Origin of the sequence: Sphingopyxis sp. (assembly GCF_050916055.1) — a bacterium.
In the GTDB taxonomy this organism is placed as follows: Bacteria; Pseudomonadota; Alphaproteobacteria; order Sphingomonadales; family Sphingomonadaceae; genus Sphingopyxis.
In genome coordinates, this window is record NZ_CP051527.1 from 1331607 (window position 1) to 1357334 (window position 25728).

At 66.6% G+C, this 25728-nt stretch carries 24 protein-coding genes; 12 read left to right on the forward strand and 12 right to left on the reverse strand.

Annotation, left to right across the window (positions count from 1 at the left end):
* Positions 1 to 4: 4 nt before the first annotated feature.
* The 6 genes from HEQ22_RS06515 (at position 5) to HEQ22_RS06540 (ending at position 6533) form a co-directional block, all read left to right on the forward strand.
* A complete protein-coding gene (locus HEQ22_RS06515; protein WP_432770379.1) occupies positions 5 to 856 on the forward strand; it encodes a 4-(cytidine 5'-diphospho)-2-C-methyl-D-erythritol kinase in 852 nt (283 codons plus the stop codon).
* On the forward strand, positions 853 to 1584 hold the full coding sequence (locus tag HEQ22_RS06520; RefSeq protein ID WP_432770380.1) for an N-formylglutamate amidohydrolase: 732 nt from the start codon (positions 853 to 855) through the stop codon (positions 1582 to 1584). The genes HEQ22_RS06515 and HEQ22_RS06520 overlap by 4 nt, the downstream gene beginning before the upstream one ends.
* 59 nt (positions 1585 to 1643) lie before the next feature.
* Entirely contained in the window at positions 1644 to 3500 is a 1857-nt protein-coding gene (ilvD, locus tag HEQ22_RS06525) for a dihydroxy-acid dehydratase (RefSeq protein ID WP_432770381.1), read from the forward strand.
* A 3-nt stretch (positions 3501 to 3503) separates the two neighbouring features.
* Positions 3504 to 3893: a hypothetical protein gene (locus HEQ22_RS06530; protein WP_432770382.1), complete on the forward strand. Its 390-nt coding sequence runs from the start codon at positions 3504 to 3506 to the stop codon at positions 3891 to 3893.
* 68 nt (positions 3894 to 3961) lie between these two features.
* The gene (locus tag HEQ22_RS06535; protein ID WP_432770383.1) at positions 3962 to 5332 is read left to right on the forward strand and encodes an NAD(P)H-hydrate dehydratase; all 1371 of its coding nucleotides are present in this window, start codon (positions 3962 to 3964) and stop codon (positions 5330 to 5332) included.
* A 1-nt stretch (position 5333) separates the two neighbouring features.
* Complete coding sequence (locus tag HEQ22_RS06540) at positions 5334 to 6533, forward strand: class I SAM-dependent RNA methyltransferase (protein WP_432770384.1); 1200 nt, start codon at positions 5334 to 5336, stop codon at positions 6531 to 6533.
* A gap of 33 nt (positions 6534 to 6566) precedes the next feature.
* Here HEQ22_RS06540 and HEQ22_RS06545 read toward each other — a convergent pair whose 3' ends face one another.
* From HEQ22_RS06545 to HEQ22_RS06580, 8 genes are all read right to left on the reverse strand, one after another.
* Complete coding sequence (locus HEQ22_RS06545; RefSeq protein ID WP_432770385.1) at positions 6567 to 7001, reverse strand: MAPEG family protein; 435 nt, start codon at positions 6999 to 7001, stop codon at positions 6567 to 6569.
* Between the two features lie 12 nt (positions 7002 to 7013).
* Positions 7014 to 7445, reverse strand: a complete 432-nt coding sequence (locus HEQ22_RS06550; protein ID WP_432770386.1) for an MAPEG family protein — start codon at positions 7443 to 7445, stop codon at positions 7014 to 7016.
* A gap of 66 nt (positions 7446 to 7511) precedes the next feature.
* The gene (locus HEQ22_RS06555) at positions 7512 to 8669 is read right to left on the reverse strand and encodes a CaiB/BaiF CoA transferase family protein (protein WP_432770387.1); all 1158 of its coding nucleotides are present in this window, start codon (positions 8667 to 8669) and stop codon (positions 7512 to 7514) included.
* A gap of 107 nt (positions 8670 to 8776) precedes the next feature.
* Positions 8777 to 10930 (reverse strand): prolyl oligopeptidase family serine peptidase, encoded by a 2154-nt coding sequence (locus HEQ22_RS06560; RefSeq protein WP_432770388.1) that lies wholly within the window; start codon positions 10928 to 10930, stop codon positions 8777 to 8779.
* A 121-nt stretch (positions 10931 to 11051) separates the two neighbouring features.
* The gene (locus tag HEQ22_RS06565) at positions 11052 to 12431 is read right to left on the reverse strand and encodes an alpha,alpha-trehalose-phosphate synthase (UDP-forming) (protein WP_432770389.1); all 1380 of its coding nucleotides are present in this window, start codon (positions 12429 to 12431) and stop codon (positions 11052 to 11054) included.
* Complete coding sequence (locus HEQ22_RS06570; RefSeq protein WP_432770390.1) at positions 12428 to 14221, reverse strand: glycoside hydrolase family 15 protein; 1794 nt, start codon at positions 14219 to 14221, stop codon at positions 12428 to 12430. Before HEQ22_RS06570 ends, HEQ22_RS06565 begins: the two co-directional genes overlap by 4 nt.
* Positions 14206 to 14937, reverse strand: coding sequence for a trehalose-phosphatase (gene otsB / locus HEQ22_RS06575; protein ID WP_432770391.1), 732 nt, complete (start codon positions 14935 to 14937; stop codon positions 14206 to 14208). Before otsB ends, HEQ22_RS06570 begins: the two co-directional genes overlap by 16 nt.
* Positions 14938 to 15078: 141 nt before the next feature.
* Entirely contained in the window at positions 15079 to 16272 is a 1194-nt protein-coding gene (locus tag HEQ22_RS06580; RefSeq protein WP_432770392.1) for a type III PLP-dependent enzyme, read from the reverse strand.
* 257 nt (positions 16273 to 16529) lie between these two features.
* Here HEQ22_RS06580 and HEQ22_RS06585 point away from each other — a divergent pair, with 257 nt between their 5' ends.
* The gene (locus tag HEQ22_RS06585; protein WP_432770393.1) at positions 16530 to 18188 is read left to right on the forward strand and encodes an FAD-dependent oxidoreductase; all 1659 of its coding nucleotides are present in this window, start codon (positions 16530 to 16532) and stop codon (positions 18186 to 18188) included.
* Here HEQ22_RS06585 and HEQ22_RS06590 read toward each other — a convergent pair.
* Genes HEQ22_RS06590 through HEQ22_RS06605 form a run of 4 tightly spaced genes read right to left on the reverse strand, consistent with a single transcriptional unit; the run spans position 18169 to position 22035 of the window.
* On the reverse strand, positions 18169 to 19356 hold the full coding sequence (locus HEQ22_RS06590; RefSeq protein ID WP_432770394.1) for a carboxynorspermidine decarboxylase: 1188 nt from the start codon (positions 19354 to 19356) through the stop codon (positions 18169 to 18171). The genes HEQ22_RS06585 and HEQ22_RS06590 overlap by 20 nt on opposite strands.
* Positions 19357 to 19368: 12 nt before the next feature.
* Positions 19369 to 19719, reverse strand: coding sequence for a DMT family protein (locus tag HEQ22_RS06595; protein WP_432770395.1), 351 nt, complete (start codon positions 19717 to 19719; stop codon positions 19369 to 19371).
* Positions 19716 to 20822, reverse strand: a complete 1107-nt coding sequence (locus tag HEQ22_RS06600; protein ID WP_432770396.1) for an alpha/beta fold hydrolase — start codon at positions 20820 to 20822, stop codon at positions 19716 to 19718. The genes HEQ22_RS06595 and HEQ22_RS06600 overlap by 4 nt, the downstream gene beginning before the upstream one ends.
* A 4-nt stretch (positions 20823 to 20826) precedes the next feature.
* Positions 20827 to 22035, reverse strand: a complete 1209-nt coding sequence (locus HEQ22_RS06605; protein WP_432770397.1) for a saccharopine dehydrogenase family protein — start codon at positions 22033 to 22035, stop codon at positions 20827 to 20829.
* 64 nt (positions 22036 to 22099) lie between these two features.
* Between HEQ22_RS06605 and HEQ22_RS06610 the strand changes: the two genes are divergently transcribed.
* The 5 genes from HEQ22_RS06610 to HEQ22_RS06630 all read left to right on the forward strand — a co-directional run bounded on the left by HEQ22_RS06610 (position 22100) and on the right by HEQ22_RS06630 (position 25683).
* Positions 22100 to 23089 (forward strand): threonine ammonia-lyase, encoded by a 990-nt coding sequence (locus HEQ22_RS06610; protein ID WP_432770398.1) that lies wholly within the window; start codon positions 22100 to 22102, stop codon positions 23087 to 23089.
* A 50-nt stretch (positions 23090 to 23139) separates the two neighbouring features.
* Positions 23140 to 23598 (forward strand): hypothetical protein, encoded by a 459-nt coding sequence (locus HEQ22_RS06615; RefSeq protein ID WP_432770399.1) that lies wholly within the window; start codon positions 23140 to 23142, stop codon positions 23596 to 23598.
* Between the two features lie 146 nt (positions 23599 to 23744).
* Positions 23745 to 24299, forward strand: a complete 555-nt coding sequence (locus HEQ22_RS06620) for a sigma-70 family RNA polymerase sigma factor (RefSeq protein WP_432770400.1) — start codon at positions 23745 to 23747, stop codon at positions 24297 to 24299.
* On the forward strand, positions 24292 to 25011 hold the full coding sequence (locus HEQ22_RS06625) for an anti-sigma factor (RefSeq protein ID WP_432770401.1): 720 nt from the start codon (positions 24292 to 24294) through the stop codon (positions 25009 to 25011). Before HEQ22_RS06620 ends, HEQ22_RS06625 begins: the two co-directional genes overlap by 8 nt.
* An 87-nt stretch (positions 25012 to 25098) precedes the next feature.
* Positions 25099 to 25683 (forward strand): fasciclin domain-containing protein, encoded by a 585-nt coding sequence (locus tag HEQ22_RS06630; RefSeq protein WP_432770828.1) that lies wholly within the window; start codon positions 25099 to 25101, stop codon positions 25681 to 25683.
* Positions 25684 to 25728: the final 45 nt, after the last annotated feature.

Consider the following 25728-nt stretch of genomic DNA (forward strand, 5'->3'; position numbering starts at 1 on the left):
CATCGTGACAACTCTGCTGCACGAGACCGGCTGGGCCAAGATCAATCTGGCGCTGCACGTCCGCGGTCGGCGCGCCGACGGCTATCATGACATCGAAACCCTGTTCGCCTTCGTCGACGGCGGCGACGGGGTCGTCGCCGAAATCGCCGACGCCGACCGGCTGGCGATCGTCGGCGAGTTTGCCGAGGGATTGAGCGCCGGCGACGACAATCTGGTCCTGCAGGTGCTGGCGCTACTGCGTGCGCGCTATGGCGCCGACCGGGTGCCGCCGCTGGCGGTGACGCTGACCAAGCGGTTGCCGGTCGCGGCGGGGGTCGGCGGCGGCTCGGCCGACGCCGCGGCGATGGCGCGGCTGGTCCGGCGGCATTTCCTGCCCGAACTCGGGGACGCGGTGCTGGCGCGGGTCATCGGCCCGCTCGGTGCCGATATTGCCGCCTGCGTCGCCAGTGCGACCTGTCTAGGGGTCGGCGTCGGCGAAACGCTGAGCCCGGTTCCCGAACTGCGGCTCGCCGGCACCCCGGTGCTGCTGGTCAACCCGCGCTTTCCCGTCGCCACTGGCCCTGTCTTCGCCGCGTGGGACGGGATCGACCGCGGGCCGCTGTTCGGCGACCCGGCGGGGCGGGCGCAATTGCTGGCGGCGCGCAACGATCTGCAACGCCCGGCGACCGCGCAATGTCCGGCGATCGCCGACGTGCTGCTCGAACTCGGCGCGCTGCGCCCGTGGCTGGCGCGGATGTCGGGATCGGGCGCGACCTGCTTTGCGCTGTTCGACGCGGCGGCGGAGCGCGATGCGGCCGCAATCTCGCTGGCGCAAAGCCATCCGCACTGGTGGCAGATGTCGGGCGCGCTGCGATGAGCGAGGCATGGCGGCAATTGGGGACGCCGCGGGCGGGCGGCATCCTGCTCATCGCCGACCATGCGTCGAACCATGTTCCCGCCGACATCGACCTCTGCATCGATCCGGCGCTGCTGATCAATCACATTGCGGTCGATATCGGGGTGGCCGAGGTGGCGGCGTTGCTCGTCGCGCGCGGCGCCGTCGATGCCGCGATCCTCGGCGGCGTGTCGCGGCTGGTGGTCGATTGCAACCGCGAGGAAGACGCGCCGGGGGTGCTACCGATAGCAAGCGACGGGCATGCGGTGCCGGGCAATGCGCTGGACGATGCGGGGCGTGAGGCGCGGTTGGCCCGCTTCTTTCGGCCCTATCACGCGCATATCGAAGCGACGATCGCGGCGCACCGCCCGGCGATGATCCTGTCGCTGCACAGTTTCACCCCGTCGCTGGCGGCGCATGCCGATCAGGCGCGGCCTTGGCAGGTCGGGGTGCTCTATAACGACGACGACCGGCTAGCAGCGCCAGCGATCGCGGCGCTGGCCGCCGAGGGGCTGAACGCCGGCGACCAACTGCCCTATTCGGGCAAGCTGCTCAACGCGACGATGAACCGGCATGCCGAGGGCAACGCCATTCCCTATGTCGGAATCGAGATGCGGCAGGATCTGATCGGCGATAGCGCGGGGCAGGCATTGTTTGCCGAGCGGCTGGCTCGGATGATCGCGAAAGTGGCGTTGAATATCGCAAGTTAGGGGTGTAGAGGCGCTCTCGTTGCCGGTTATTTGAAATAATATTTCTAGGAAATTACAAAATGCCTTCTTATCGTTCGCGCACGACCACGCATGGCCGCAACCAAGCGGGCGCCCGCGGGCTATGGCGCGCGACGGGGATGAAGGACAGCGATTTCGGCAAGCCGATCATCGCGGTGGTGAATAGCTTCACGCAGTTCGTCCCTGGCCACGTCCACCTGAAGGATCTGGGCCAGATGGTGGCGCGCGAGATCGAGGCGGTGGGCGGCGTCGCCAAGGAATTCAACACGATCGCGGTCGACGACGGTATCGCGATGGGGCACGACGGCATGCTCTATTCGCTGCCGAGCCGCGACCTGATCGCCGACTCGGTCGAATATATGGTCAACGCGCACTGCGCCGATGCGATGGTGTGTATTTCCAACTGCGACAAGATCACACCGGGCATGCTGATGGCGGCGCTGCGGATCAATATCCCCGTGGTGTTCGTGTCGGGGGGGCCGATGGAGGCGGGCAAGGTGGTGCTGAAAGGCAAGACCGTCGCGCTCGATCTGGTCGATGCGATGGTCGCCGCCGCCGACGAAAAATACAGCGACGAGGAAGTGTTGGCGATCGAACAGGCGGCATGCCCGACCTGCGGGTCTTGCTCGGGGATGTTCACCGCCAACTCGATGAATTGTCTGACCGAGGCGCTGGGGCTGTCATTGCCGGGCAATGGCTCGACGCTCGCGACCCACGCCGACCGCAAGGAATTGTTCCTGCGCGCCGGCCGGATCGTCGTCGAGATGTGCAAACGCCATTATGAGGAAGACGACGACAGCGTGCTACCGCGCAATATCGCGACCTTCGAGGCGTTCGAAAACGCGATGAGCCTCGACATCGCGATGGGCGGGTCGACCAACACGGTGCTCCATCTGCTTGCCGCGGCGTTCGAAGCCGGGGTCGATTTCACGATGGATGACATCGACCGGCTGTCGCGCCGCGTGCCGTGCCTGTCGAAGGTCGCACCGGCGAAGAGCGACGTCCATATGGAGGACGTCCACCGCGCCGGCGGGATCATGGCGATCCTCGGGCAGCTCGAACGTGCGGGACTGCTCCACGCGCATCTGCCGACGGTGCACAGTGCGACGCTGGGCGATGCGCTCAACAAATGGGACATCTCGCGCACCAACGATCCCGAGGTCCAGAAATTCTTCATGGCGGCGCCGGGCGGGGTGCCGACGCAGACCGCGTTCAGCCAGGACCGTCGCTGGGACTCGCTCGATCTCGACCGCGAGAGCGGCGTCATCCGCTCGGCCGATCATGCGTTCAGCCAGGATGGCGGGCTGGCAGTGCTGTCGGGCAATATCGCTCGCGACGGATGCATCGTGAAGACCGCGGGGGTCGACGAATCGATCCTGAAATTCTCAGGGCCGGCCAAGGTTTTCGAAAGCCAGGACGCGGCGGTGGCCGGAATCCTGACCGGACAGGTCGTCGCGGGCGATGTCATCGTCATCCGCTACGAAGGCCCGAAGGGCGGCCCGGGGATGCAGGAGATGCTCTATCCGACGAGCTATCTCAAATCGAAGGGGCTGGGCGCGGCGTGCGCGCTGGTCACCGACGGGCGCTTTTCGGGCGGCACGTCGGGCCTGTCGATCGGCCATGTCTCACCCGAAGCGGCCGAAGGCGGGATGATCGGGCTCGTCGAAAATGGCGACCTGATCGAAATCGACATTCCCCGGCGCACCATTCATCTTGCGCTGTCCGATGCCGAACTCGCGGCGCGGCGCGCCGCGATGGAGGCGAAGGGCGAGGCGGCCTGGCAGCCAGTCAAGCCGCGTCCGCGTAAGGTTTCGGTAGCGCTTCAGGCCTATGCTGCGATGACGACCAGTGCGGCAAGGGGCGCGGTGCGCGACCTGTCGCAGCTCAAACGGGGATAGTGCATGATGACGATATGGGGCAGGGCGCTGCCGCTCTTGCTGCTCGCAGGATGCAGCGGCGCGCCCGACAATGGCGAACTTGCCGAAGCCGAAGCGCGCGGATCGCGCGAAGCGGCCGAAAACGGACGGATCGAATGCGCGCTCGAAGGAGCGAAGCTGTTTGATCGCACCTGTACGGTTCAGGAAATGAGCGGCGCTGACGGCGCGGTTCTGGTGGTCGGTCGCAGCGACGTCGGCTACCGCCGTCTCAATATCACTACCGACGGTCGCGGGCTGGTGTCGGCCGACGGATCCGAACCGGCCAAGGTTGCCATCGTCGGCGACGGCATGATCGAAGTGACGGTCGGCGCCGACCGCTACCGCCTGCCGGCGAACACGGGCGGGGCGACCTAGCAATGACGGGGTGAGGTGGCCGAGCGCTTGCATCGCGACTTTTGGCCTGGCCGTGCTAATCTGACGCCATGCCCGTGCCCGCCGACGCCCCGATCCTGACCAGCAACGCTATGCGAGCGGCTGAGGCGATGTGTGCAGCATCCGGAACGCCGCTGTCGGAACTGATGGAGCGCGCGGGCGCCGCCGTTGCCGATACCGCGTGGCGGATGGCGGCGGGCGCCCCGATCCTGATCCTGTGCGGACCCGGCAACAATGGCGGCGACGGCTATGTCGCGGCGCGGCGGCTCGCGGCGCGCGGCGCTACGGTCCGCGTCGCCGCGCTGGCATCGCCGACCACCGAGCTGGCGCTGGCGGCGCGCGCCCGCTGGGACGGACCGGTCGAGGCGCTCGACGCCGATACCGCGCCCGCGCCGCTGATCGTCGATGCGCTGTTCGGCGTCGGCCTGACGCGCCCGCTGGCCGACGGGCTGGCCGATATATTGAGGCGCTTCGCAGGGCGGCGCGTGCTGGCGGTCGACGTGCCGAGCGGGGTCGATGGCGACGGCATCGCGTCGTGGACCCCGCCTTTGCCCGCCGACGTCACCGTCGCGCTCGGCGCGCTGAAATTCGCGCACGTCCTGTTGCCCGCTGCCGCCACCTGCGGCCGCGTCCTGCTCGCGCCGATCGGTATCGACGCCGACCGCCGTATCCGTACGATCGCGACGCCAACGACCGGTGCCGCGCCGCGCGCCGACACGCACAAATTCAGTCGCGGCATGGTGGTGGTGCGCGCCGGCGACATGCCAGGCGCTGCGGGGCTGGCCGCAGCTGCGGCGTTGCGCGCCGGCGCGGGCTATGTCGTGCTGAGCGGCACCCGGCAGGCGCCCCTGCACGCGATCATTGCCGAGGGCGGCGACAGCTATGCCGAGCGACTGCGCGACCGCCGCATTGGCGCGGTCATCCTCGGGCCGGGCTATCCAGCCGGCCCCGCACTGGACAGCGATATCGCCGCGGCGCTGGACAGCGGCAAACCGCTGGTGCTCGATGCGGCGGCGATCGATGCAGCGCTGCCGCGGCTGTCCGGACGGTCGGGCAAGGCGATATTGACCCCGCACGCCGGCGAGTTCGCGCGCGCCTTTCCCGATATCGAGGGTGACAAAATTCACCGCGCGATGACGGCGGCGAGCCGCACCGGCGCGGTCGTCGTCTACAAAGGCGCCGATACCGTGATCGCTTCCCCCGACTGCCGGGTCGTTGCGGCGTGGCCCGGCAGCTCCTGGCTCGCGACGGCAGGCACCGGCGACGTCCTCGCCGGCGCGTGCGGGGCGATGCTCGCGCGTGGCGGCGATGCCTTCGACGCCGCGGTTGCTGCGGTGGGCTGGCATATCGCGCGGGCCACGCGTATAGGCCCCGGCCTTGTCGCCGACGATCTGGTCGCCGACGATCTGGTAAGGGAATAGCATGACCGAGAACGCGCTGATCGAGCGCATCGCCGCTCGCGGCGATGGCGTGACCGGCGACGGTCGCCACGTCGCGGGCGGCGTGCCGGGCGACCGCGTCCGCGACGACGGCATCCTCATTCCCGGCCCGAACCGCGCCGACCCGCCGTGCCGTCATTTCGGCAAATGCGGCGGCTGCCAGCTCCAGCATGTCGCCGAACCCGCGCTCGCCGATTTCGTGCGCGACCGTGTCGTCGGCGCGCTCGAAGGGCAGGGGGTGGTCTGCGATGCGGTGCTCCCGGCGCAGCTGTCGCCGCCGCACAGCCGCCGCCGCGCCGCGCTTACCGCGCTGCGCACCGGCAAGCAGGTCGCGATCGGCTTCAACGCGGCGCAGAGCAACCAGATCGTCGACATGCGCATGTGCCCGCTGCTGCGGCCCGAACTGTTCGCGCTGATCGCTCCGGTACGCGAATTGCTGACGACGATCGCGCAGCAGCGGCGGCCGGTGAAGGTCAAGCTGCAGATGCTCGATCAGGGCGTCGAACTGATCCTAGAGGGCGTCAAGGCCGAGGGACTCGACGCCGCGATGGCGCTGCAGGATTTTGCCGGGACGCACGGGCTGGCGCGCTTCGCGATCGATCAGGGCGACGGACTGGAAATCCTGTGGCAGCCCGAACCGCCGACAATGCGCTTCGGCGAGATCGGCGTCGAGCTGCCGCCCTTCGCCTTTTTGCAACCGACCGAAGCCGGCCAGACCGCGCTGGTCGACGCAGTCCGCCGCGCGGTGGGCGATGCGGGCGCGGTCGCCGATCTGTTCGCCGGGGTCGGGACCTTTGCTCTGTCGCTCCAGAAAGGCCGCAAAGTCTATGCCGCCGAGGGCGCACGCGATGCGATCGCGGCGCTCAAGGCCGCGGCGAACCGGACGGGCGCACTGGTCGCGACCGAGCACCGCGACCTGTTCCGCCGCCCGCTGATCCCCGCCGAGCTCAATCGGTTCGGCGCGGTGATCCTCGATCCCCCTCGCGCTGGCGCGGAGGAACAGGTGATCCAACTCGCGGCGTCGGACACCTCCGTCATCGCCTATGTCAGCTGCAACCCCGCAAGCTTTGCGCGCGACGCGAAGCTGCTCATCGACGGGGGCTACACGCTCGACTGGGTGCAACCGGTCGGGCAGTTCCGCTGGTCGACCCACGTCGAACTCGCGGCGCGCTTTTTGAAATAGCCGCCCCCGCCTGCGCGTGGGCGACGTTCTGTCTCAATGCAGCACGAACCCCATGAACGCATGCAGGCACAGCGCGAGCAGCGCCAGGCTGGCGAGTGCGAACACCGCAAAGCGCCACATCACCCGGTTGACGGTGACCTGGATCAGGCTGTGCACGATGCGCAGGCCGACATAGGCCCAGGCGAGCTGGGCGTTGAGCCCGCCGCCCATGCCGCCGATCGCCAGCGCCAGCGCGACGGCGTAAAACACCGTCGGCTGTTCCATCAGATGGTTGTAATTGTGCGCCTTCCACTGAACTTCGGCGGGCAGCAGGTCGTCGAGCCCCTTGCCGGTACCGCCGACCAGCTTGGCGGCGTCGATCTTGGCGCGGCTCATCGCCGGGATGCGCGTCGCATACATCCACACCCACATCACCATCGACCACAGCGCCAGCGCGGCGACCGGTCCCAATATCGCGTTCGTATCCATGTTCATCCCCCCTCAGCCCAAAGTTGCGATGACCGCGAGCAGCGACAGCGCCAGCAGGCACAAAGTCGCGAGCGCGAAAATGGTGAAGCGCACCGGAATCCGGTTCACCGTCGCCTGCCACAGGCTGTGGACGATGCGCAGCACAACATAGGCCCACGCCAGCCCGCGCGTCAGGTCGGTGCTGCCGCCCGACAGGTGCAGGAAGACGATCACCGCATAGAACAATGTCGGCTGTTCGAGCAGATGCGTGTAATTGTGCGATTTCCAATTAGTGAGCGGCGGCAGCACCCCTTCCAGATCGGCGCCGCGGCCGCCCGGCGGCGCGGTTTTCAGGTCGATCCCGGCTTTGCCGAACGCCTGAAAGCGCGTCACCCCCGCCCAAGTCAGCATGATCAGCGTCCACAGCGCCAGCACGGCGCCCGGCGCGAGCAGATTTTCCGGCATATCCTTCCCCTCCGTGTATCGACGCAATGCTAGGCCGCGCGCGCAACAATGCAATCGCGGCGTTGTCTATTTCGCCGCGCCCAGTTCGGACCGGATCGCCGCGCCGTCGCCATCGACGCGTGGCGCGAACCCCAGGTCGCGCGTCGGTATCGCGCCATATTTCACCGGTGGCTGCATCTCGTGAAAGGCGCCGACATCGGGATGGGCGCGGTGGCGGAAAAATCCGGTCGCGGCGAGGTGCGGGTCGCCCAATATGTCCTGCAGGTCGCGCGCCGCCATCGCCGGGATGTCGTTCTGGGCGAACAGGTCGAGCCATTCGGCGCTGGTGCGCGCAGGCGTCTTGCGCGCGATCTCGCTATAGATCAGCGGCATGTGGCGGCCCTCTGCCTTGGCGTCCTGATATTCGGGCGTGTCGAGCAGGTCGGCGCTGCCGAGCAACCCCATCAGCCGCGCAGTCGATTCGGGAGTATAGGGCACGATCGCCAGATAGCCGTCCTTCGTGGGGAACGGCTGGCGCGTCGGATCGAGCTGGCGCGGATAGCCGGCCGGGCCGATCGGCGGATCGAGCGCGGCGTCGCGCAAATGTTCGACGAGCATGAACGAGGCGAAGCATTCGAACATCGGCACCTCGACCTGCTGGCCTTCCCCGGTCCTGAGCTTGTGGACGAGCGCGGCGAGGATCGCCTGCGCGCCGAACTGGCCCGCGACCTTGTCGGCGATCAGCGAGGGCAGGTAGCGCGGGCGCGGGTCGCCGTCGACGCGCGGCAACAGGCTGGTCGTTCCGGTCGCCGCCTGGATGACGTCGTCATAGGCCTGAAGGTCGGCATAGGGGCCGTCCTGCCCGAAACCGGTGCCGTGGACATAGATGATGTCAGGCTTCAGCGCCCGGCACGCGGCATAGTCGAAGCCGAGCTTGGCGATCGCCTTGCCGCGCACATTGTGGAAAAAGACGTCGGCGCTGGCGATCAGGTCGCGCAGCACCGCCGCATCGCCTGGGTCTTTCAGATCGAGCGCGATCGAACGCTTGCCGCGGTTCACCGTCAGATGGACCGAGCCCATCGTCGGGTCGGGCACCCCGTTGCCCAGGTAGCGCGAAATGTCGCCGGTGCCCGGCGTTTCGACCTTGATCACCTCGGCGCCAAGATCGGCGAGCATCTGGGTGGCATAGGGGCCGAAGATCACCGTCGTCAGATCGATGACGCGGATGCCCGACAGCATCGTCATGCGCCGCCGCCGATCGCCGGAACCGTCAATTTCATCCCATCACTCTCCGCTGCGTCGCTCTTGTCGAGGCGAATGGTTGCAGAAGAAAACCGAAGAGGCAACTCTGATCAGTTGGCGGGAGATGCGGGCGGCGGCGTCCAGCCACCACGGTATTTTTCGAACCAGGCGAGGATCGCCGCGGCCTTTGCCGCGCTCTGCGACGGGCGCGCCGCGATGCCGCCGTGGCTGGCGCCCGGCACCTTGACCAGCGCGGTCGGAACGCCGCGCAGCCGTAGCGCGGTATAATATTGCTCGGCCTCGCTCACCGGGGTGCGGTAATCCTCGCTGCCGACGACGACCAATGTCGGCGTCGCGACATTGCCGACCAGCGACAGCGGCGAGCGGGCCCAGAACAGTTCGGGCTTTTCCCAAGGCATCGCGCCCAGCCAATAGGGGCCGAAAAAGGCAGGGCCGTCGGCGGTCAGCGCTTGCGTCGTCCAATTGATGACGGGCTTTTGGGGCGCAGCGGCCTTGAACCGGTTGGTCTTGCCGACGATCCAGCTGGTCAGCACCCCGCCGCCTGATCCGCCGGTGACGAACAGCGCGTCGGGATCGGCGATGCCAAGCTCGATCGCGCGGTCGACGATGCTGATCAGGTCGAAATAATCGTTGCCCGGATAGGCCTTGTCGATCTCGTTCGCAAAGGCGGCGCCATAGCTTGTCGATCCGCGCGGGTTGGCCGACAGCACCGCATAGCCCGCGGCGGCATAAAGCTGGTTGTCGGTCGAGAAATGCGGGCCATAGGCGGCAAACGGGCCGCCATGGATCTCGAGGATCAGCGGCACCCGGCGCCCTTCGGTATAGCCGGGGGGCAGGGTCAGCCAGCCCTCGATCGGCTTGCCGTCGTGGCTCGACCCGACGGAGATCTTGCGCACCTCGCCGAACGCCTTGACCGCGCGCAGCGAGCGGTTGAGGTCGGTCAGCATCCGTGCGTCGCCGCCGCGGGCATATTGCACCTCGGCAGGCCGCGTCGCGGTGCCGCCGGTGAAGGCGATGGCGTCATTGTCGGCGACCGAAAAACTGCCGCCGGTATAGGGACGGTCGAGGCCGCCGCCCGACAAGCCGGTCGCGACGTCGCGCACCGACCCATCTAGGCCGACGCGCGCAACCCTGGTTTCGCCATGGTCGTCATATTGGGCATAGATGCCGCCGCTGTCGCTGTCCCACTGGATCGCGTCGGCGCTGAAATCCCACGACGGGGTCAGGTTGCGGTGCCCCGAACCGTCGCGGTTCATGACATAGATACCAGCATTCTCGTACGCGCGCAGATTGTCGTCGAAACCGACATAGGCGATCAGCTGGCCGTTCGGCGACACCAGCGGATTGGCGTCGGGGCCGTTGCGGTCGGTGAGAGGGGTCACGCTGCCCGATGCGACATCGAGCGCGTAAATCTCGCCATCGACCGGGTCGGTCTGCCAGTCGGGCTTGCGGTTGGCAACGAAATAGAGCGTGCGACCGTCGCGCGCCCAGCTGACCGGTCCGGTGTCGTGATAGGGCCCGAAGGTCAGCTGGCGCGGCGCCCCGCCGGTCGCGGGAACCACGAAAATCTTCTCGAAGCCAGGTTCGACATAGCCCTCGCCATCGGCGCGATAGGTCAGCAGGTCGTATGTTTCCAGCGGCTCGGCCCATTTGGCCCCTTCGGGCTTGTTCGCCGGGGCTTTGCCCAACTTCGGTCCCTCGTCCTTGACGAGCATCGTATAGGCGATCGAGCGGCCGTCGGGCGACCAGGCCAGGCTCGACGGGCTGGTCGGCAAGCCCGTCAGGCGCACCGCTTCGCCGCCGTCGATCCAGCGCACCCATAATTGCGGGCTGCCGCCTTCGGTCGCCGCATAGGCGAGGCGCTTGCCGTCGGGCGACCAGCGCGGCGAAAAGGCCGAGCCGTCCTGGCCGGCGACGGGGGTTTCGGCCCCGGTCTGGGTATCGATCAGCCAGATCGTGCTCACCGCCTTGTCGGACATGATGTCGTTTGCACGGCGGACATAGGCGATGTGCCGCCCGTCGGGGCTGATCTGCGGATCGGCGGCGATCGCAAGGTCGAACAGGTCTTCGCCGGTAAAGCGGCGCTCCGGCCCGGTGCGCGCGCTGCCTGCCGCCGCCCCCGACATCGCCGGCTGCGCGGGGGTCGCGGCGGACGCTTCGGCGGGCGCCTCGGGCTCCTGCGCCGCGGCCGCGCAGGGGGAGAGGAAAAGCAGGCTCGCGCCGAATAGTGCCATGTTGCGCATGAAGAACCGCCTCCTGTTATTGACCGCTGCGGGTCTGGAACTTTCGCCGCGCCCCGTCAATCGGATCGGGGCTAGACCGATGCATTGACAAGAAAAAATAGCGGAGGCGCAGTGCCGCTGACTACGCCGCCGCCAGCTCGCCCAAAAAATCGTCGGCCCAGCCGAGCACATCGGCGTCGCGCACGACGGCATAGAGCTTTTCCCAGCGCGACTTGCGTTCGGCGAGCGGCATCGCCATCGCGGTCCAGATCGCGCGGGCGACCTCGCCGCCGTCGTGCGGGTTGACGAGCAGTGCGTCGGTGAGCTGCTCGGCCGCGCCGGCGAAGCGCGACAGCACGAGCACGCCGGGGTCGTCTGGGTCCTGCGCCGCGACATATTCCTTGGCGACCAGGTTTATCCCGTCGCGCAAGGGTGTCACCAGCCCGACCTTCGCGGCGCGATAGAAGCCGAACAGTTCGGCCCGACCGAAGCCGCGGTTGACGTAGCGGATCGGCACGAGGTCGACGTCCGAATGAGCGCCGTTGAACTGGCCCGTCTTCTGCTCCAGCGTGGCGCGGATCTGCTGATAGGTCAGCACATCCTCGCGCGATGGCGGCGCGATCTGAACGAACAGCAGCTGGTTGACCATGTCTTCGTGACTTGCAAACAACCGGTCGAGCGCGTCGATCCGCTCGGGCAGGCCTTTGCTATAGTCGAGCCGGTCGACCGCGATGGCGATCGTCCGCTGGCGCGCGCTGTCGGAGAGGCGTTGCTGCGACCGCTGCGCGATGTCAGTTTCGCCGAGCGCCATGAACTCGGCGTGGTCGATCCCGATCGGAAAGGCGCGTGCGATGACCTCGTGGCCGTCGTAGCGGACGCGGCCGCTGTCTTCGTCGACCTCGGCGCCCAGTTCCTTGCGGCAATAATGGAGAAAGCTTTCGAGCCATTCGCGTGATTGAAACCCGACGACGTCATAGTGCAGCATCGCGCGCACCAGCCGCTCATGATGCGGCAGCGAGACGAGCAGCCGGGTCGGCGGCCAGGGGATGTGGAGGAACAGCCCGATGCGGTTGCGCACCCCGCGCGCGCGCAGCCGCTCGCCCAATGGCAGGAAATGATAATCCTGCACCCAGACGATATCGTCGGGCTCGACCAACGGGACGAGGCTTTTGGCAAATTGTTCGTTGACGCGTTCATACCCCCGCCCGAACTCATTTTCATATTCGGCCAAGTCGATGCGGTAATGGAACAGCGGCCACAGCGTGCGGTTGGCATAGCCGTTGTAATATTCCTCGATATCATGGGGTTCGAGGTCGATCGTCGCGGTGGTGAAGCCGTTGGCGCGCTCCATCGTCAGCTGGCCGGTGAAATGCTCTGTCTCATTGCCCGACCAGCCGAACCAGATGCCGCCGCGGCGGTGCAGCGCCGCGCTCATCGCCACTGCCAGTCCGCCCTGCGCCCCGGCGGCGCCGCGGCCCTTGGCCACCGACACGCGGTTCGAAACGACGATCAGCCGGCTCATCGCACCGTGTCCCACCCGCGCGAGAGCAGCCCCGCGCAGTGAATGATGCCGACGAGCGAATAGGTCTGCGGGTAGTTGCCCCACAGTTCGCCCGTCTCGAAATCCAGATCCTCGGACAGCAGCCCGGCGGGGGTGCGGTGCGCGAGCATTTTTTCGAACAGCGTGCGCGCCTCGTCCGACCGTCCGCACAGGTGCAGCGCCTCGATCAGCCAGAAGGTACAGAAATTGAACGCGGTTTCGGGCAGGCCGAAATCATCCTCACTGTCGTACCGCAGCATATGCTCGCCGCGGCGTAGCGTCTTTTCGATCGCCGCAAAGGTCGCCTGGAAGCGCGGGTCGTCGGCGCGGATATAGCGCAGCTCGACGAGCTGGAGCAGGCTGGCGTCGAGGTGCGCGTGGCCAAAGGCGGCGCCATAATGGCCCGCCTCCTGGTCCCACGCCTCGCGCTCGATCGTCGCGCGGATCGTCGCGGCGCGGTCGTTCCAGAACGCCTCACGCTCGGGGCGGCCGATGCGCGCCGCGACATTGGCGAGCCGGTCGCACGCCGCCCAGCTCATCACCGCCGAATAGGTATGGACCTGCTGCCGGGTGCGAAATTCCCACAATCCGGCATCGGGCTGGTCGTGCATCTGCCACGCGACCTCGCCGACGCTTTCGAGGCTTTCGAAATCGCGCTCGTCGGCCATGCGGAACAATCGCTGGTCGAAAAAGCCCTGCACGGTCGGCAGCACGATCTGGCCATAAGCATCGTGCTGAATCTGCTGATAGGCGGCGTTACCGATCCGCACCGGCCCCATGCCGCGATAGCCGGCGAGATGGTCGGCGACGCCTTCGTCGAGTTCGGCGACCCCCATCACCGAATAGAGCGGCTGGATCTGCCCGCCCGCGGCGCGATCGACGATGTTGCGCAGGTAGGCTAGATATTTTTCGAGCACGTCGAGCGCGCCGAGGCGGTTCAGCGCCTGCACCGTGTAATAGGCGTCGCGAATCCAGCAGTAGCGATAATCCCAGTTACGCTCGCTGTTCGGCGCCTCGGGAATCGAGGTGGTGAGCGCGGCGACGATCGCGCCGGTTTCCTCATGCTGGCAAAGCTTGAGCGTGATCGCGGCGCGGATCACCGCCTCCTGCCAGTCCATCGGCGTCGCCAGCCCGCGCGCCCAGCTGCGCCAATAGGTCTCGGTCGCCTCCTCCATCGCGCGCACCGCTTGCGCGACATTGCCGGAAAACGGCTCATCGGGGCCGAGGAAGAAGTGCAGGTCCTGCTCGACGCGGAAGGTCAGGTCCTGCATCACATAGCCGACCGGTGCGTCGGTCGTGAGGCGGATCGGCTGGGTGCCGATCAGATAGCGGATATGGTTGGTGCCGCGCGTCGTCGCTGCGCGCTCGGCGCCGAAATCGCGCATTGGCGACAGGTTCATGCTGATCCGGGGGTTGCCCGCCACCGGACGGACGATGCGGACATAGGCGACCGGGCGATACATGCGCCCCGAGCGTTCGAAGCGCGGGCAAAAGTCGATGACATCGACGGCGCTGCCATCCTCGGCCTCGAGCCGGGTCACGAGGATCGGGCTGTTGCGGCGGTAGCGCGGCGTCGCCCGCACCTGTCCTGCGAGCGCGAAGCGCCAGACGCCCTCGTCCTGTTTCGCCCCGTTCATCAGCGCGCAAAAGATCGGATCGCCATCGACGCGCGGTACACAGCCCCACACCAGCCCCGCCCGGTTGTCGATCAGGGCGCTGACCTGGCAATTGCCGATCGGCCACAGCGCGAGCGAACTCAAAGGGTCAGCCATTGGTGCACCTCTTCAGGATCGCGAAGGCGGAAATGCGCGGTGGTGGTGCGCGGGGGGCCGACCAATATGCCATGCCCGCCGGCAGCGGCGACTTGGGTGAAACCATCCTCATCGGTCACATCGTCACCGATGAAGACGGGGAGCGCGCCGGCATAGCGCGGCTGCGCCATTAGGCGCGCGACGGCGCGTCCCTTGTTCGCCTGCTCCGGGCCGAGTTCGACGACCATCTTGCCCCGTCTGACGGCGAGGCGTTCGCGTGCAGCAATATCGTCCATGCAGGTCAAGACGGCTGACGCCGCGTCGGGTTCCTGCCGATAGTGAATTGCAACGCCGTGCGGTTTGGTCTCGACAAGTAGGCCCGGCCACCTGGCGGCCAGCGCCGCGATCGCGTCGATAGCGTGCTGCGACAGCGCAATGGGCGCGGCGGCGGCGGCGCCGAATTCGGCGCCGTGCGACCCGATTGTCATGATGGCGAGCGTACCGAGGTGGCGGTGGATGTCGGCGCGCGCTCGGCCGCTGACCAGCGCCACCCGCCCACCGAGCTGCGACCCGAGCGCATCGAGCCGCGCCGCCAGATCGCCCGGAACGGCGATACCGCCCGGCGTTTCGGCAATGTCGACGAGCGTTCCGTCGAAATCGAGAAACAGCGCGACCGGGTGAAGCGCCGCCAGCTCGGACAGCGGCGGCGGCGGGGGGAGGTCGGGATTTTTGTGCATTGCGGCAAAGGCTAGGGGCGCCGGCCGCCGGGGTCAACAGCGACCATTCCCCGGAGTTTTCGGGGATAACGCGAAGGAAAAAATGAAAGGGCCGGTCGCTTGGCAGCGCCGGCCCCCGTGTAGTCTTGCTTCGTCGCAGCTTTAGAACAGCTTGGTCACCGTCGCACTGCGGCGTTCCTGTTCGACTTCGCCGGTATACAGGCTGGCCATCGGTTCGTCGCTGACGACATGAGTCTCGTCGGCGCCGAAGCCGTTGAATTTCGTCCGCATCGCACAGCCATAGGCGCCGAGCATCCCGATCTCGATGAAATCGCCCGCTTTAATGTCGGCCGGCAGGTAGAAAGGGCCTGCCATATAATCGAGATCGTCGCAGGTAGGGCCATAGAAGCTGAATGGCACCAGATCGCCGTGGCTTTCGGCGTCGCGTTGCAGCGACACGGGGAAGCGCCAGCCGACATGCGCAGCGTCGAACAGCGCGCCATAGGCGCCGTCGTTGATATAGAGTTCGTCGCCGCGACGCTTTTCGACGCGGACGATCAGCGAACTATATTCGGCCGACAGCGCGCGGCCGGGTTCGCACCACAGTTCAGCCGAATAGCTGATTGGCAGGCTTTCGAAGCTGCGGTGGATGGTGTCGAAATAGGCGCCGAGCGGCGGCGGCTCCATGCCGGGATAGGACGACGGAAAGCCGCCGCCGACATCGATGATATCGACCGTGACCGACGCCGCGACGATAGCGGCGCGGACGCGCTCCATGGCCTGGGCATAGGCGTGCGGGGTCATCGCCTGGCTGCCGACATGGAAGCAGATGCCGAGCGCATCCGATGCCTGGCGGGTGGCCATCAGCAGTTCCGCCACATCTTCGGGCTCCGCGCCGAACTTTGCGGCGAGGCTGAGCTTCGAATGATCGGACGAGACGCGCAGGCGCACGAGCAGGTTCAAGTCCTGCGCGCCTTCGGTGGCGCGGACGATCTTTTCCAGCTCGTCGAGCGTGTCGAGCGAGAAGGTGCGCACGCCATGCTTCCAATAGGCGTCGGAGATCGCTTCCTCGGCCTTCACCGGATGCATGAAGCACAAAGTCGCTTCGGGCAGCGTGCGCCCGACCAGCCGGACCTCGGCGATCGAGGCGACGTCATAATGGGTGACGCCCGAATCCCACAGCACGCGCAGCAGGTCGGGCGACGGATTCGCCTTGACCGCATAGAGGGTCGTGCCGGGAAACCGGTCGATGAAGAAACGCGCTGCGCGCCGCGCGGCGTGCGGGCGGACAAGCGTAACGGGTTCGACCGGCGAAAGTGCCTGGATCAGCCCGTGGGCGCTATGATGCTGGTGCAATGCAAGGGACCCCCAAAAGTGTAACGGTAAACGACAAGGCTGCCTTGCGGTTATTGGAAGTCCCCCTGGGGCAGCGGAGAGCGCATATATGGAGGGGGGGTCCCCCTGTAAAGACCCTTGCGCGCAATTTTGTAATAGTGCGCCAACAGGTTGGGCGAACCGGGGCGGATATGCGCCGAGCGGGGCAAAGGCGCGACAAGGCAGCGGCGGTGCGCTAAGCAATTGCGACCCGCAACGCCGACAAGGATGCGCCCGCCATGATCTCTCCCGCCGATGTCAATCATACCTTCTCCGACGCCGAGCTGGAGGAGTTGCTGGCCTATGGCACGGTCGAATCGCACCGCGCGGGCGACCTGATCATCGCGGAGGGCGCGATGGCACCTGACTGCATCATCACCCTGTCGGGCCACACCGACATCTTTGCATCGACCGACGAAGGACGAAAGCGGGTCGGCTGGATGGAGCGCGGGCAGTTCGCCGGCGATCTGTCGGTGCTGACCGGCCAGCGCCACCTGTCGCGCGTCGAAATGGGTGCCGATGGTGAGATATTGCGCGTCGCGCATGGCGCGTTTCAGCGGCTGATCGCCGGCAATTCCTATTATTCCGATATTTTCGTGCGGGTGCTTTCGGCGCGGCGCGAGTTCAGCAACCAGCGCGGTTTTGCGGTGACGATCGTGATCGGCGCTGCGCTCGACCGCAGCGTCTATGCGCTGCGTGACCTGCTCGCCAAACATGGCGTTGCGCACCGCTGGTTCGATCCTGCTGACGGGCCGGTTCCTGCGCACCTGCTCGCCGAGCGCGACATTGCCGAGGACCAGCTTCCTGTTGTGATCCTCGGCGCCGCCGATCTGCTGGTCCAACCGACGCCCGAACAGTTGGCGGCGGCGCTGGGACTCGACCTGCTGCCAGATGGAGCGACCGCCGATGTGCTGGTCGTTGGCAGCGGCCCGGGCGGGCTCGCCGCCGCGGTTTACGCCGCATCGGAAGGTCTGACGGTCATCGCCCTCGACGCCCACGCGCCGGGCGGGCAAGCGGGCACCTCGTCGAAGATCGAGAATTACCTTGGCTTCCCGACCGGGATTTCAGGCAATGAACTGGCGCGCCGTGCGACGGTGCAGGCGCAGAAATTCGGCGCGCGGATCGCTGCGCCGGTTCGGGCGGCGTCGATCGCCCGCGACGCCGACGCCTATTGCCTGCACCTTGCCGACGGTCGCAAGCTGCGCAGCCGCGCGGTGGTTGTGGCTAGCGGTGCCCAGTATCAGAGGCTGCCGATCGAGGGGATCGAGAGCTATGAAGGGCGCGGCATCTATTATGGCGCGACGCCGATGGAGGCGCAGCTGTGCGGCAATGCCGAGGTGACGATCGTAGGCGCGGGCAATTCGGCGGGGCAGGGTGCCATCTATCTCGCGAGCGTCGCGAAGAAGGTCTATATGATCTTTCGCCGCGTCAGCCTGCGCGAGACGATGTCCGAATATCTGGTCAAGCGGCTGGAAGAGCATCCGAACATCGAGATTATCCCTTCGACCGACGTCGTCGCGCTGCACGGCGAGGATCAGCTGGCCGGGGTGACCTATCGCTCGCGCGAAACCGGCGAAGAAGGCCATTGCGACTGTCGCTTCCTGTTCCTGTTCTTGGGGGCGAGCCCGAACACCGGCTGGCTGCCGAAGGAGATGGTGTGCGACGCGCGCGGGTTCGTGAAGACCGGCGGCGACATCGCGCCGATGGAACTGGTCAAGGCGGGCTGGACGCTCGACCGGATGCCGAGCCGGTTCGAAACAAGCTGGCCGCGCATCTATGCCGTCGGCGACGTGCGCCAGGGGTCGGTGAAGCGCGTCGCCTCGTCGGTTGGCGAGGGATCGGTGGTGGTCAGCGACATCCACGCCGCGCTGGCGGAGATCAGCTCAGCCGCGTCTTGAAATCCGCGTAACCGAATTCGCGAATCAGCGTCAGTTCATCGGTTTCGCTGTCCCACAGCCAGATCGACGGCAGCGGCACCCCGTTGAACGTGTTCGTCTTGACCATCGAATAATGCGCTTGGTCGAGGAAGGCGAAGCGCTGGCCGATCCGGGCGCCGCCGGGCAGGCGGTAGTCGCCGATCACGTCGCCCGCCAGGCACGACGGGCCGCCGAGCCGGACCGGCATCCCCTCGTCGCCTTCGCCCAGCATCGCGGGGCGATAGGGCGCCTCGATCACATCGGGCATGTGGCAGGTTGCCGAAACGTCGGTGATGCCGATGGGCATGCCATTGTCGAACAGGTCGAGAATTTCGCCGACGAGGATGCCGGCGTCGAGCGCGATCGCCTCGCCGGGTTCGATCATCACGTCGCAATCGGTTGCGGCGCGCACCTGTTTCAGGAAAGCGATCAGGTCTTCGATCTGATAATCGGCGCGGGTAACGTGGTGCCCGCCGCCGAAGTTGATCCATTTGAGCTGCTTAAAAAAGGGGCGCAGCATCGGCTGGACCGCCGCCCACGTTCGTTCTAGCGGCGGGAAATCCTGTTCGCACAGGCTGTGCATATGGATGCCGTCGACGCCCTCCATATGTTCGGGGAGCAATTGGGTGACCGGGAAGCCGAGGCGGCTGCACGGGGCGGCGGGGTCGTATTTGGCGACCTCGCCCTCGCTGTGCATCGGGTTGATCCGCAGGCCGACGTCGAACTGTTCGCCCTTTGCTCGCAATTCATCGAGCAGCGGCCGGAAGCGGGCGATCTGGCCGGGCGAATTGAAGATGAGGTGGTCCGAAAGCGCGACGATTTCGGGCAAATCCTCGGCCTTATAGGCGGCGCAATAGGTCGCCACTTCCTTGTCGCCGTTGAGGCCGCCATATTCCTCGCGGCCCAGCCGGGCTTCGTACAGGCCCGAGGCGCAGACGCCATCCAGATGATCGCCAACGGTCGGCCCGAGCGACCACATTGAAAAGGCCTTTAGCGCGGCCAGCACGCGCGCGCCCGACGCGTCGCCGATGCGGCGCAGCACGCCGAGGTTCGCGCGGACCTTTGCCGCATCGACGACGAAGGCGGGCGAGGGGACGCGGGTGAGGTCGAAACGGGCAAAGGCTCCGGGGTCGCCGGCTCGGGTTTCCATGGGTCAATCCTGTCAGGCCGCAATCGGCCCTTTGAAGATGAAGAAGGCGCCGCCCGCGATCAAGAGGAAGCCGACGAGATGGTTGACGGTCAGCTTCTCGCCGAGCCAGAATACCGCAAAGAAGGCGAACACGATCAGCGTGATCACTTCCTGCATCGTCTTGAGTTCGGCAGTCGAATAGACGGCGTGGCCGATGCGGTTGGCCGGTACGGCGAGGCAATATTCGAAAAAGGCGATGCCCCATGCCAGCAGGATCGCCAGCCACATCGGACGCGAGACGTCGCCAAGATGCCCGTACCAGGCAAAGGTCATAAAGATGTTCGAGATGACGAGCAGGCCGATCGGCGCGAGATAGGCGGTCATTTTTGGTCTTTCGTCTGGGTCAGCGGCCGCACATCGCGAAGCAGCGCAGCGAAGAAATGCCCCGGCTCCTCGACCATCGGCATATGCGCCGAATGTTCGAGCCAGACGAGCGTCTTCGACGGGCCATCGACCTTTTCGAACCACGCCGCGGCGACCGCCGACGGCACCGTATAGTCGTGGCGGCCGAGCAGGAAGACGATCGGGACTTTCATCTTGGTCACCGGCTTGAAACTGACCCCGGCAAGGCGCGGCCAGAGCGTCGCTACCGAAAATTCGCTGCCCTTGCCCCATGCCGCGATATCGGCGGGCGTATATTCGGGCGACAGCCGCGGTGTCCGGAAATATTCGGTCAGGTCGGGCTTGTTGTGCATCAGCGAGCCAAAGGGGATGGCGTATTTGCGCCAGCCGTCGGCCTTGGCGATGGAGAAGTCGCCTTCCGGATAGGGTACAAGCGCATCGATCGCGGCGACGGCTTCGCTATTGCCCGCTGCGAGCGCTTTGGCACGCGTCCACGCCATGCCCGCCCTTTCGCCATCGCGAAAATCGATCGCCTGACCGACGCCGACATAGGCGTGGAGCAGGTCGGGGCGCTTCACCGCGACCGACAGCCCCACGACCGAGCCCCAGCTGTGCCCCAGCAGCACGACCTTGCGCTTCGCATAGCGTGTTTGCAGCAGCTCGATGAGTTCGATCGCGTCGTCGCGATAGCGGTCGACGGTCATCGTCGGCGCGAGCGTTGCCGGATCGTTGAGCAGATAGCTGCGTCCTGCGCCGCGCTGATCATACTGGACGACCGTGAAGACATCCTCCCATGGCCGCTGGAAGACCCATGCAAAGGGCATTTCGACCGCGCCCGGACCGCCGTGGACGAACACCAGGATCGGGTTGTCCTTGTCGGCGCCGCGCACAGTCACCACCTGCCGCGCCCCGCCGAGGGTCACCTCGAACGTCTCCTGCACCCCGTTCGGCGTCACGATCTTGCCAATATCGGCGACGATCGCACGGGCGGGGGCGTAGGCGTCGCCGGCCTGCGCGGCGGCAGGGGCTGCGGTGGCGAACGCGGCGAGGCCCGTCGCGACGAAACCCAGCAGGGCCTTCGTCATGGCGTCAAAAATCCAGCGGCCCGTCCAGTTCCTTCACCTGCCACGGCAGGCCGTGCCGGTTCAGCATCTCCATGAACGGATCGGGATTCATCTGCTCCATGTTGAACACGCCGTCGCCGCTCCAGGTGTTCGTCACCATCATCGCGGCGCCGATCATCGCGGGGACGCCGGTGGTGTAGCTCACCGCCTGGTTGCCGGTTTCGGCATAGGCGTCCTCATGATCGCAGATATTGTAGAGGTAGAGCGTCTTCTCCTTGCCGTCCTGACCCAGACCGGTGGCGATGACGCCGATGTTGGTCTTGCCCTTGGTCGTCTCGCCCAGGCTCGACGGTTCGGGCAGCACGGCTTTCAGAAACTGGAGCGGCACGATCTCGCGGCCTTCGTACATCACCGGGTCGATCCGCGTCATGCCGACATTCTGGAGGACGTTGAGGTGGGTGATATACGCCTCGCCGAAGGTCATCCAGAAGCGGATGCGCTGGATTTCGGGGAGGTGGGTTTTCAGGCTCTCGATCTCCTCATGATACATCAGGTACATCGTTTTCGGCCCCACGGCTTCGAAGTCGAACTGCTGCTTCACCGACATCGGCGGGGTTTCGACCCAGTCGCCATTCTCCCAGTGGCGCGCCACCGCTGTGACTTCGCGAATGTTGATTTCGGGATTGAAGTTGGTCGCGAAATGCTGGCCATGGTCGCCGCCGTTGCAGTCGAGAATGTCGAGCGTGTCGATGCGGTCGAAATGATGCTTGCGAAGCCAGGTCGTGAACACGCTCGTCACGCCGGGATCGAAACCCGAGCCGAGCAGCGCCATCAGCCCCGCGTCCTTGAACCGGTCGTGATACGCCCATTGCCAGTGATATTCGAACTTAGCCTCGTCGCGCGGTTCGTAATTTGCTGTGTCCATATAATGCGCGCCGGTCGACAGGCACGCCTCCATGATCGTCAGATCCTGATAGGGCAGCGCCAGGTTGACGACGTGGGTCGCGCCGATGTCGCGGATCAGCACCGCGACCTGGTCGATATGATCGGCGTCGACCTCGGCGGTGCGGATCGTCACCCCGGTGCGTTCCTTCACCGAGTCGGCGACCGCGTCGCATTTGAACTTGCGGCGGCTGGCCAGCGTGATGTCGGGAAAAATGTGGGCGTTCATCGCCATCTTGTGCACCGCGACCGAACCGACGCCGCCTGCGCCGATCACCAGAATCTTGCTCATCGAAAATCTCCTGTCCGCATCCGCTGCGGCTTGTGTTGTATGTCGCGGCCTATAGGACGAAGCCATGACACAGCAAAGCCCCGATCCCCTGCTGAGCCCCGACCGCGCGCCGACCCTGCCGGGTGTCGAACGCGCCGCGGCGAAAGTCGCTGCATTGTTGCCGCAGACGCCGCTGCTGCCGCTCGACGTCGACGGCACGACCATCTGGTGCAAGGCCGAATGCCTGCAACCGGTGGGGGCGTTCAAGATTCGCGGCGCGTGGCACCGGTTGACCGACCTGACCGCCGAACAGGCGGCGGCGGGGGTCGTCGGCGTGTCGAGCGGCAACCATGCGCAGGGTGTTGCGTGGGCGGCGAAGCGGCTGGGGATTGCGGCAACGATCGTGATGCCCAGCAACGCCCCGGCGATGAAGCTCGCCGCGACGCGCGCGCTCGGCGCCGAGGTCGTGCTGTACGAGCGGGTCCGCGAATCGCGCGACGCCGTCGCGGCAAAGCTGCTGGAAGAACGCGGCGGCATGCTGGTGCACGCCTATGGCGACCCGTGGATCATCGAGGGGCAGGGGACCGCCGGCATCGAAGCGCGCGCACAGATGCGCGCTCGCGGGATCGACGGACCCGACAAGGTGATCGCCTGTTGCGGCGGCGGCGGACTGTCGGCGGGGCTCGCGCTCGCGCTGCCCGACGCCGAGATCGTTGCGGTTGAACCCGAGGGCTGGGACGACGTGACGCGTAGCCTGGTGGCGGGCGAAATCCTGTCGGTCGAAAATCTCGCCTATCCGACCGAGTGCGACGCGTTGCAGACGCCGCAGACCTGGCCGATCAATTTTGCGGTGCTGCAAGCGCGCGGCGTGCGCGGCGTGGTGGTGACCCGCGACGAGGTGCGCCACGCAATGCGCGTCGCGTTCGAGAGGCTGCACCTCGTCGTCGAACCCGGCGGCGCCGCGGCCTTAGCGGCGGTGCTGGCTGGCAAGGTGACGCCCGCCGCCGCGACGCTCGTCACTCTGTCGGGCGGCAACATCGACCCGAAACATTATGCGGAAATACTGGCGGAATAGGACGAAGGAAACTTACCCGCCGCAGTGCGTTGGACAGGCAGAGGAGAAACATGATGCAAAAGAGCATGATCATGGCGGGCGCCGCGATGCTGGTGATTTTGGCCGGCTGCGAAAAGGCCGAAGCGCCGGCACCCGCCGATACCGCGACCACCGACGTGCCGGTCGAAACCATGCCCGCCGGGACGGCAGCCGCCGACGCTGCGGCGACAGACCCGGCGACCGCTCCGCACCGCTTCGCGAGTTGGGCGGGCAAATGGGTCGGGGTCGAGGGCATGTACGTCACAATCACCCCCGGCGCGCCAGGCAAATATAATCTGGACATGCAATGGGGCACCGATCCCGGAGCAAGTTTTGAGGGCACCGACAGCGAGCATGGCATCAAGTTCACCCGCGGCGGTGAGCAATTGAGCCTGCGCCGCGGCAACGGCGACGAAACCGGCCTCAAATATCTGGCGGGCAAGGAGGAATGCCTGATCGTCAAGGATGGCGAGGGATATTGCCGCGACTGATACGGTTGGTGTTGCGCGCCTGACCGCCCGCGATCGCGAGCGGTCGGGCGCGCGCCCGTAAACCTTTCGTCTGGCGCTTGAATTATCCTGCCGTCGCTCTACGACCTGACGTCGTGGACGGCACCCGGAGCCCATCGAACGCCGACGTGGCACGCGCGCAGCTGACAGCGGCGCTGGCGGCGGTCGGGCGCGGCGAACGCGTGGCGCTGCGCGCGGTCTATGATCTGACCGCCGCGAAACTTTTTGGAATCTGTCTCCGTATCTGTGGCGAGAGGGCCAGTGCGGAGGATGTTTTGCAGACCGTGTATATCAAGGTGTGGGAGCGCGCAGGGCAGTTCGATGCCACGCGGGCGAGCCCGATAACCTGGCTGTGCACGATCGCGCGCAACGCCGCGATCGACTGGCGGCGGTCGGTCGCCGGGCGCACCGTGCGCGATACCCTGCCCGAACAGGCGGCGTTCGCGGTGCCGGACGGCGCGCCGCGCGCCGATCAATTGCTGGTCGCGGCGGAAGAGGGGGAGCAGCTGCATCGCTGCCTCGGCGAGCTCGACGAGCGGGCGCGGACGTGCATTCGCGCCGCCTTTTTCGACGGATCGACCTATTCCGACCTCGCGGCGCGCGAAAATGTACCGTTGGGAACGATGAAAAGCTGGATAAGGCGCGGCTTGCTGCGCCTGAAGGATTGTCTTGGCGATGGATGACCATCTGACGCCCGCAGAGGAGCGCGACGCGCTCGCCGCCGAACTGGCGCTCGGCCTGCTCGAGGGGCAGGACCGCGCCGACGCGCTGCGGCTGGTGCTGGCCGATCCAGCGTTCGCGGCGCGCGTCGGGGCTTGGGAAGCGAAGCTGGCGCCGCTACACGGCGAATGGAACGATGCCGAGCCCGGCGAGGCGGTGTGGGGCGGTATCGAACGGCTGCTGGCGGACAAGCCCGCTGACACCGTGGTCGCGATCGAAACCCGTCTGCGCCGCTGGCGTGCGGGAGCGCTCGTATCGGGAGCGATCGCCGCGGCGCTGGCGCTGCTGCTCATCGCGCAGCCGGCACCGGCACCGGCACCGGCACCGGCCCCCGCCGCGCCGCAGCTTGCGGTGGCGCGCATCGAAAGCGATGCCGCGGGGCCGCTCGTGCTGGCGCGCTACGACCAGAGCAATGGGCTGATGCAGCTGCGCATCCATGGTTTCGCGGCGGGAGAATTGGCCCCTGAGCTTTGGGTCATTCCCGATGGCGGCGCACCGGTCTCGCTCGGCCAGATCGGCCGCGCGGGCGAAGCCGAAATGACGATGCCGCCGCCGCACCGTCTGTTGATGACCGAAGGGGCGACCTTGGCGATCACCATGGAGCCGGTGTCGCCGACCCCCCATCCGGCCCCGAGCAGCGCGCCGGTCGCCACCGGAAAAATCATCACGATCTGACGCGCCGGTGCATCCGGAAGCAGGCCGCCGCCGTAGCTGCGGCGCATCCCGCATTTCCGGGCTGCCCCAAAAACAGAGGATCGTATGATGAAACTTTCCAAGCACTCCGCGTCGCTTGCTGCCGTCCTGTTGCTTGTCGGGGGCTGCGCCTCGATGGACGGCGAACCGATGGCCGCCGACACCGCGACCGCCAACCCGATGGTCGGCGGCGCCGCGATGTATCCGACCAAGAACATCGTCGAAAACGCGATCAATTCGAAGGATCACACGACGCTGGTCGCCGCGGTCAAGGCCGCAGGGCTGGTCGACACGCTGATGGGCCCCGGCCCGTTCACCGTCTTCGCACCGACAAACGCCGCGTTCGACAAGCTGCCCGCCGGCACCGTCGACACGCTGGTCAAGCCGGAGAACAAGGCGACGCTGACCACCGTGCTGACCTATCATGTCGTCGCCGGCACGATGACCGCCGCCGATCTGGCCGCAGCCGCGCAGGCCAATGGCGGCAAGGCGACCCTGACGACGGTTCAGGGCGGCAAGCTGACCGTGTGGGGCCGCGACGGTAAATGGTATGTCACCGACGCCAAGGGCGGTCAGGCCCAGATCACTATCGCCGATGTGATGCAGTCGAACGGCGTCATCCACGTCGTCGACACCGTGTTGATGCCGGGCTAAGTCCCCTTTCCCCGGCACGGGTGCGGTCCGTCCATTCCCTCCTGG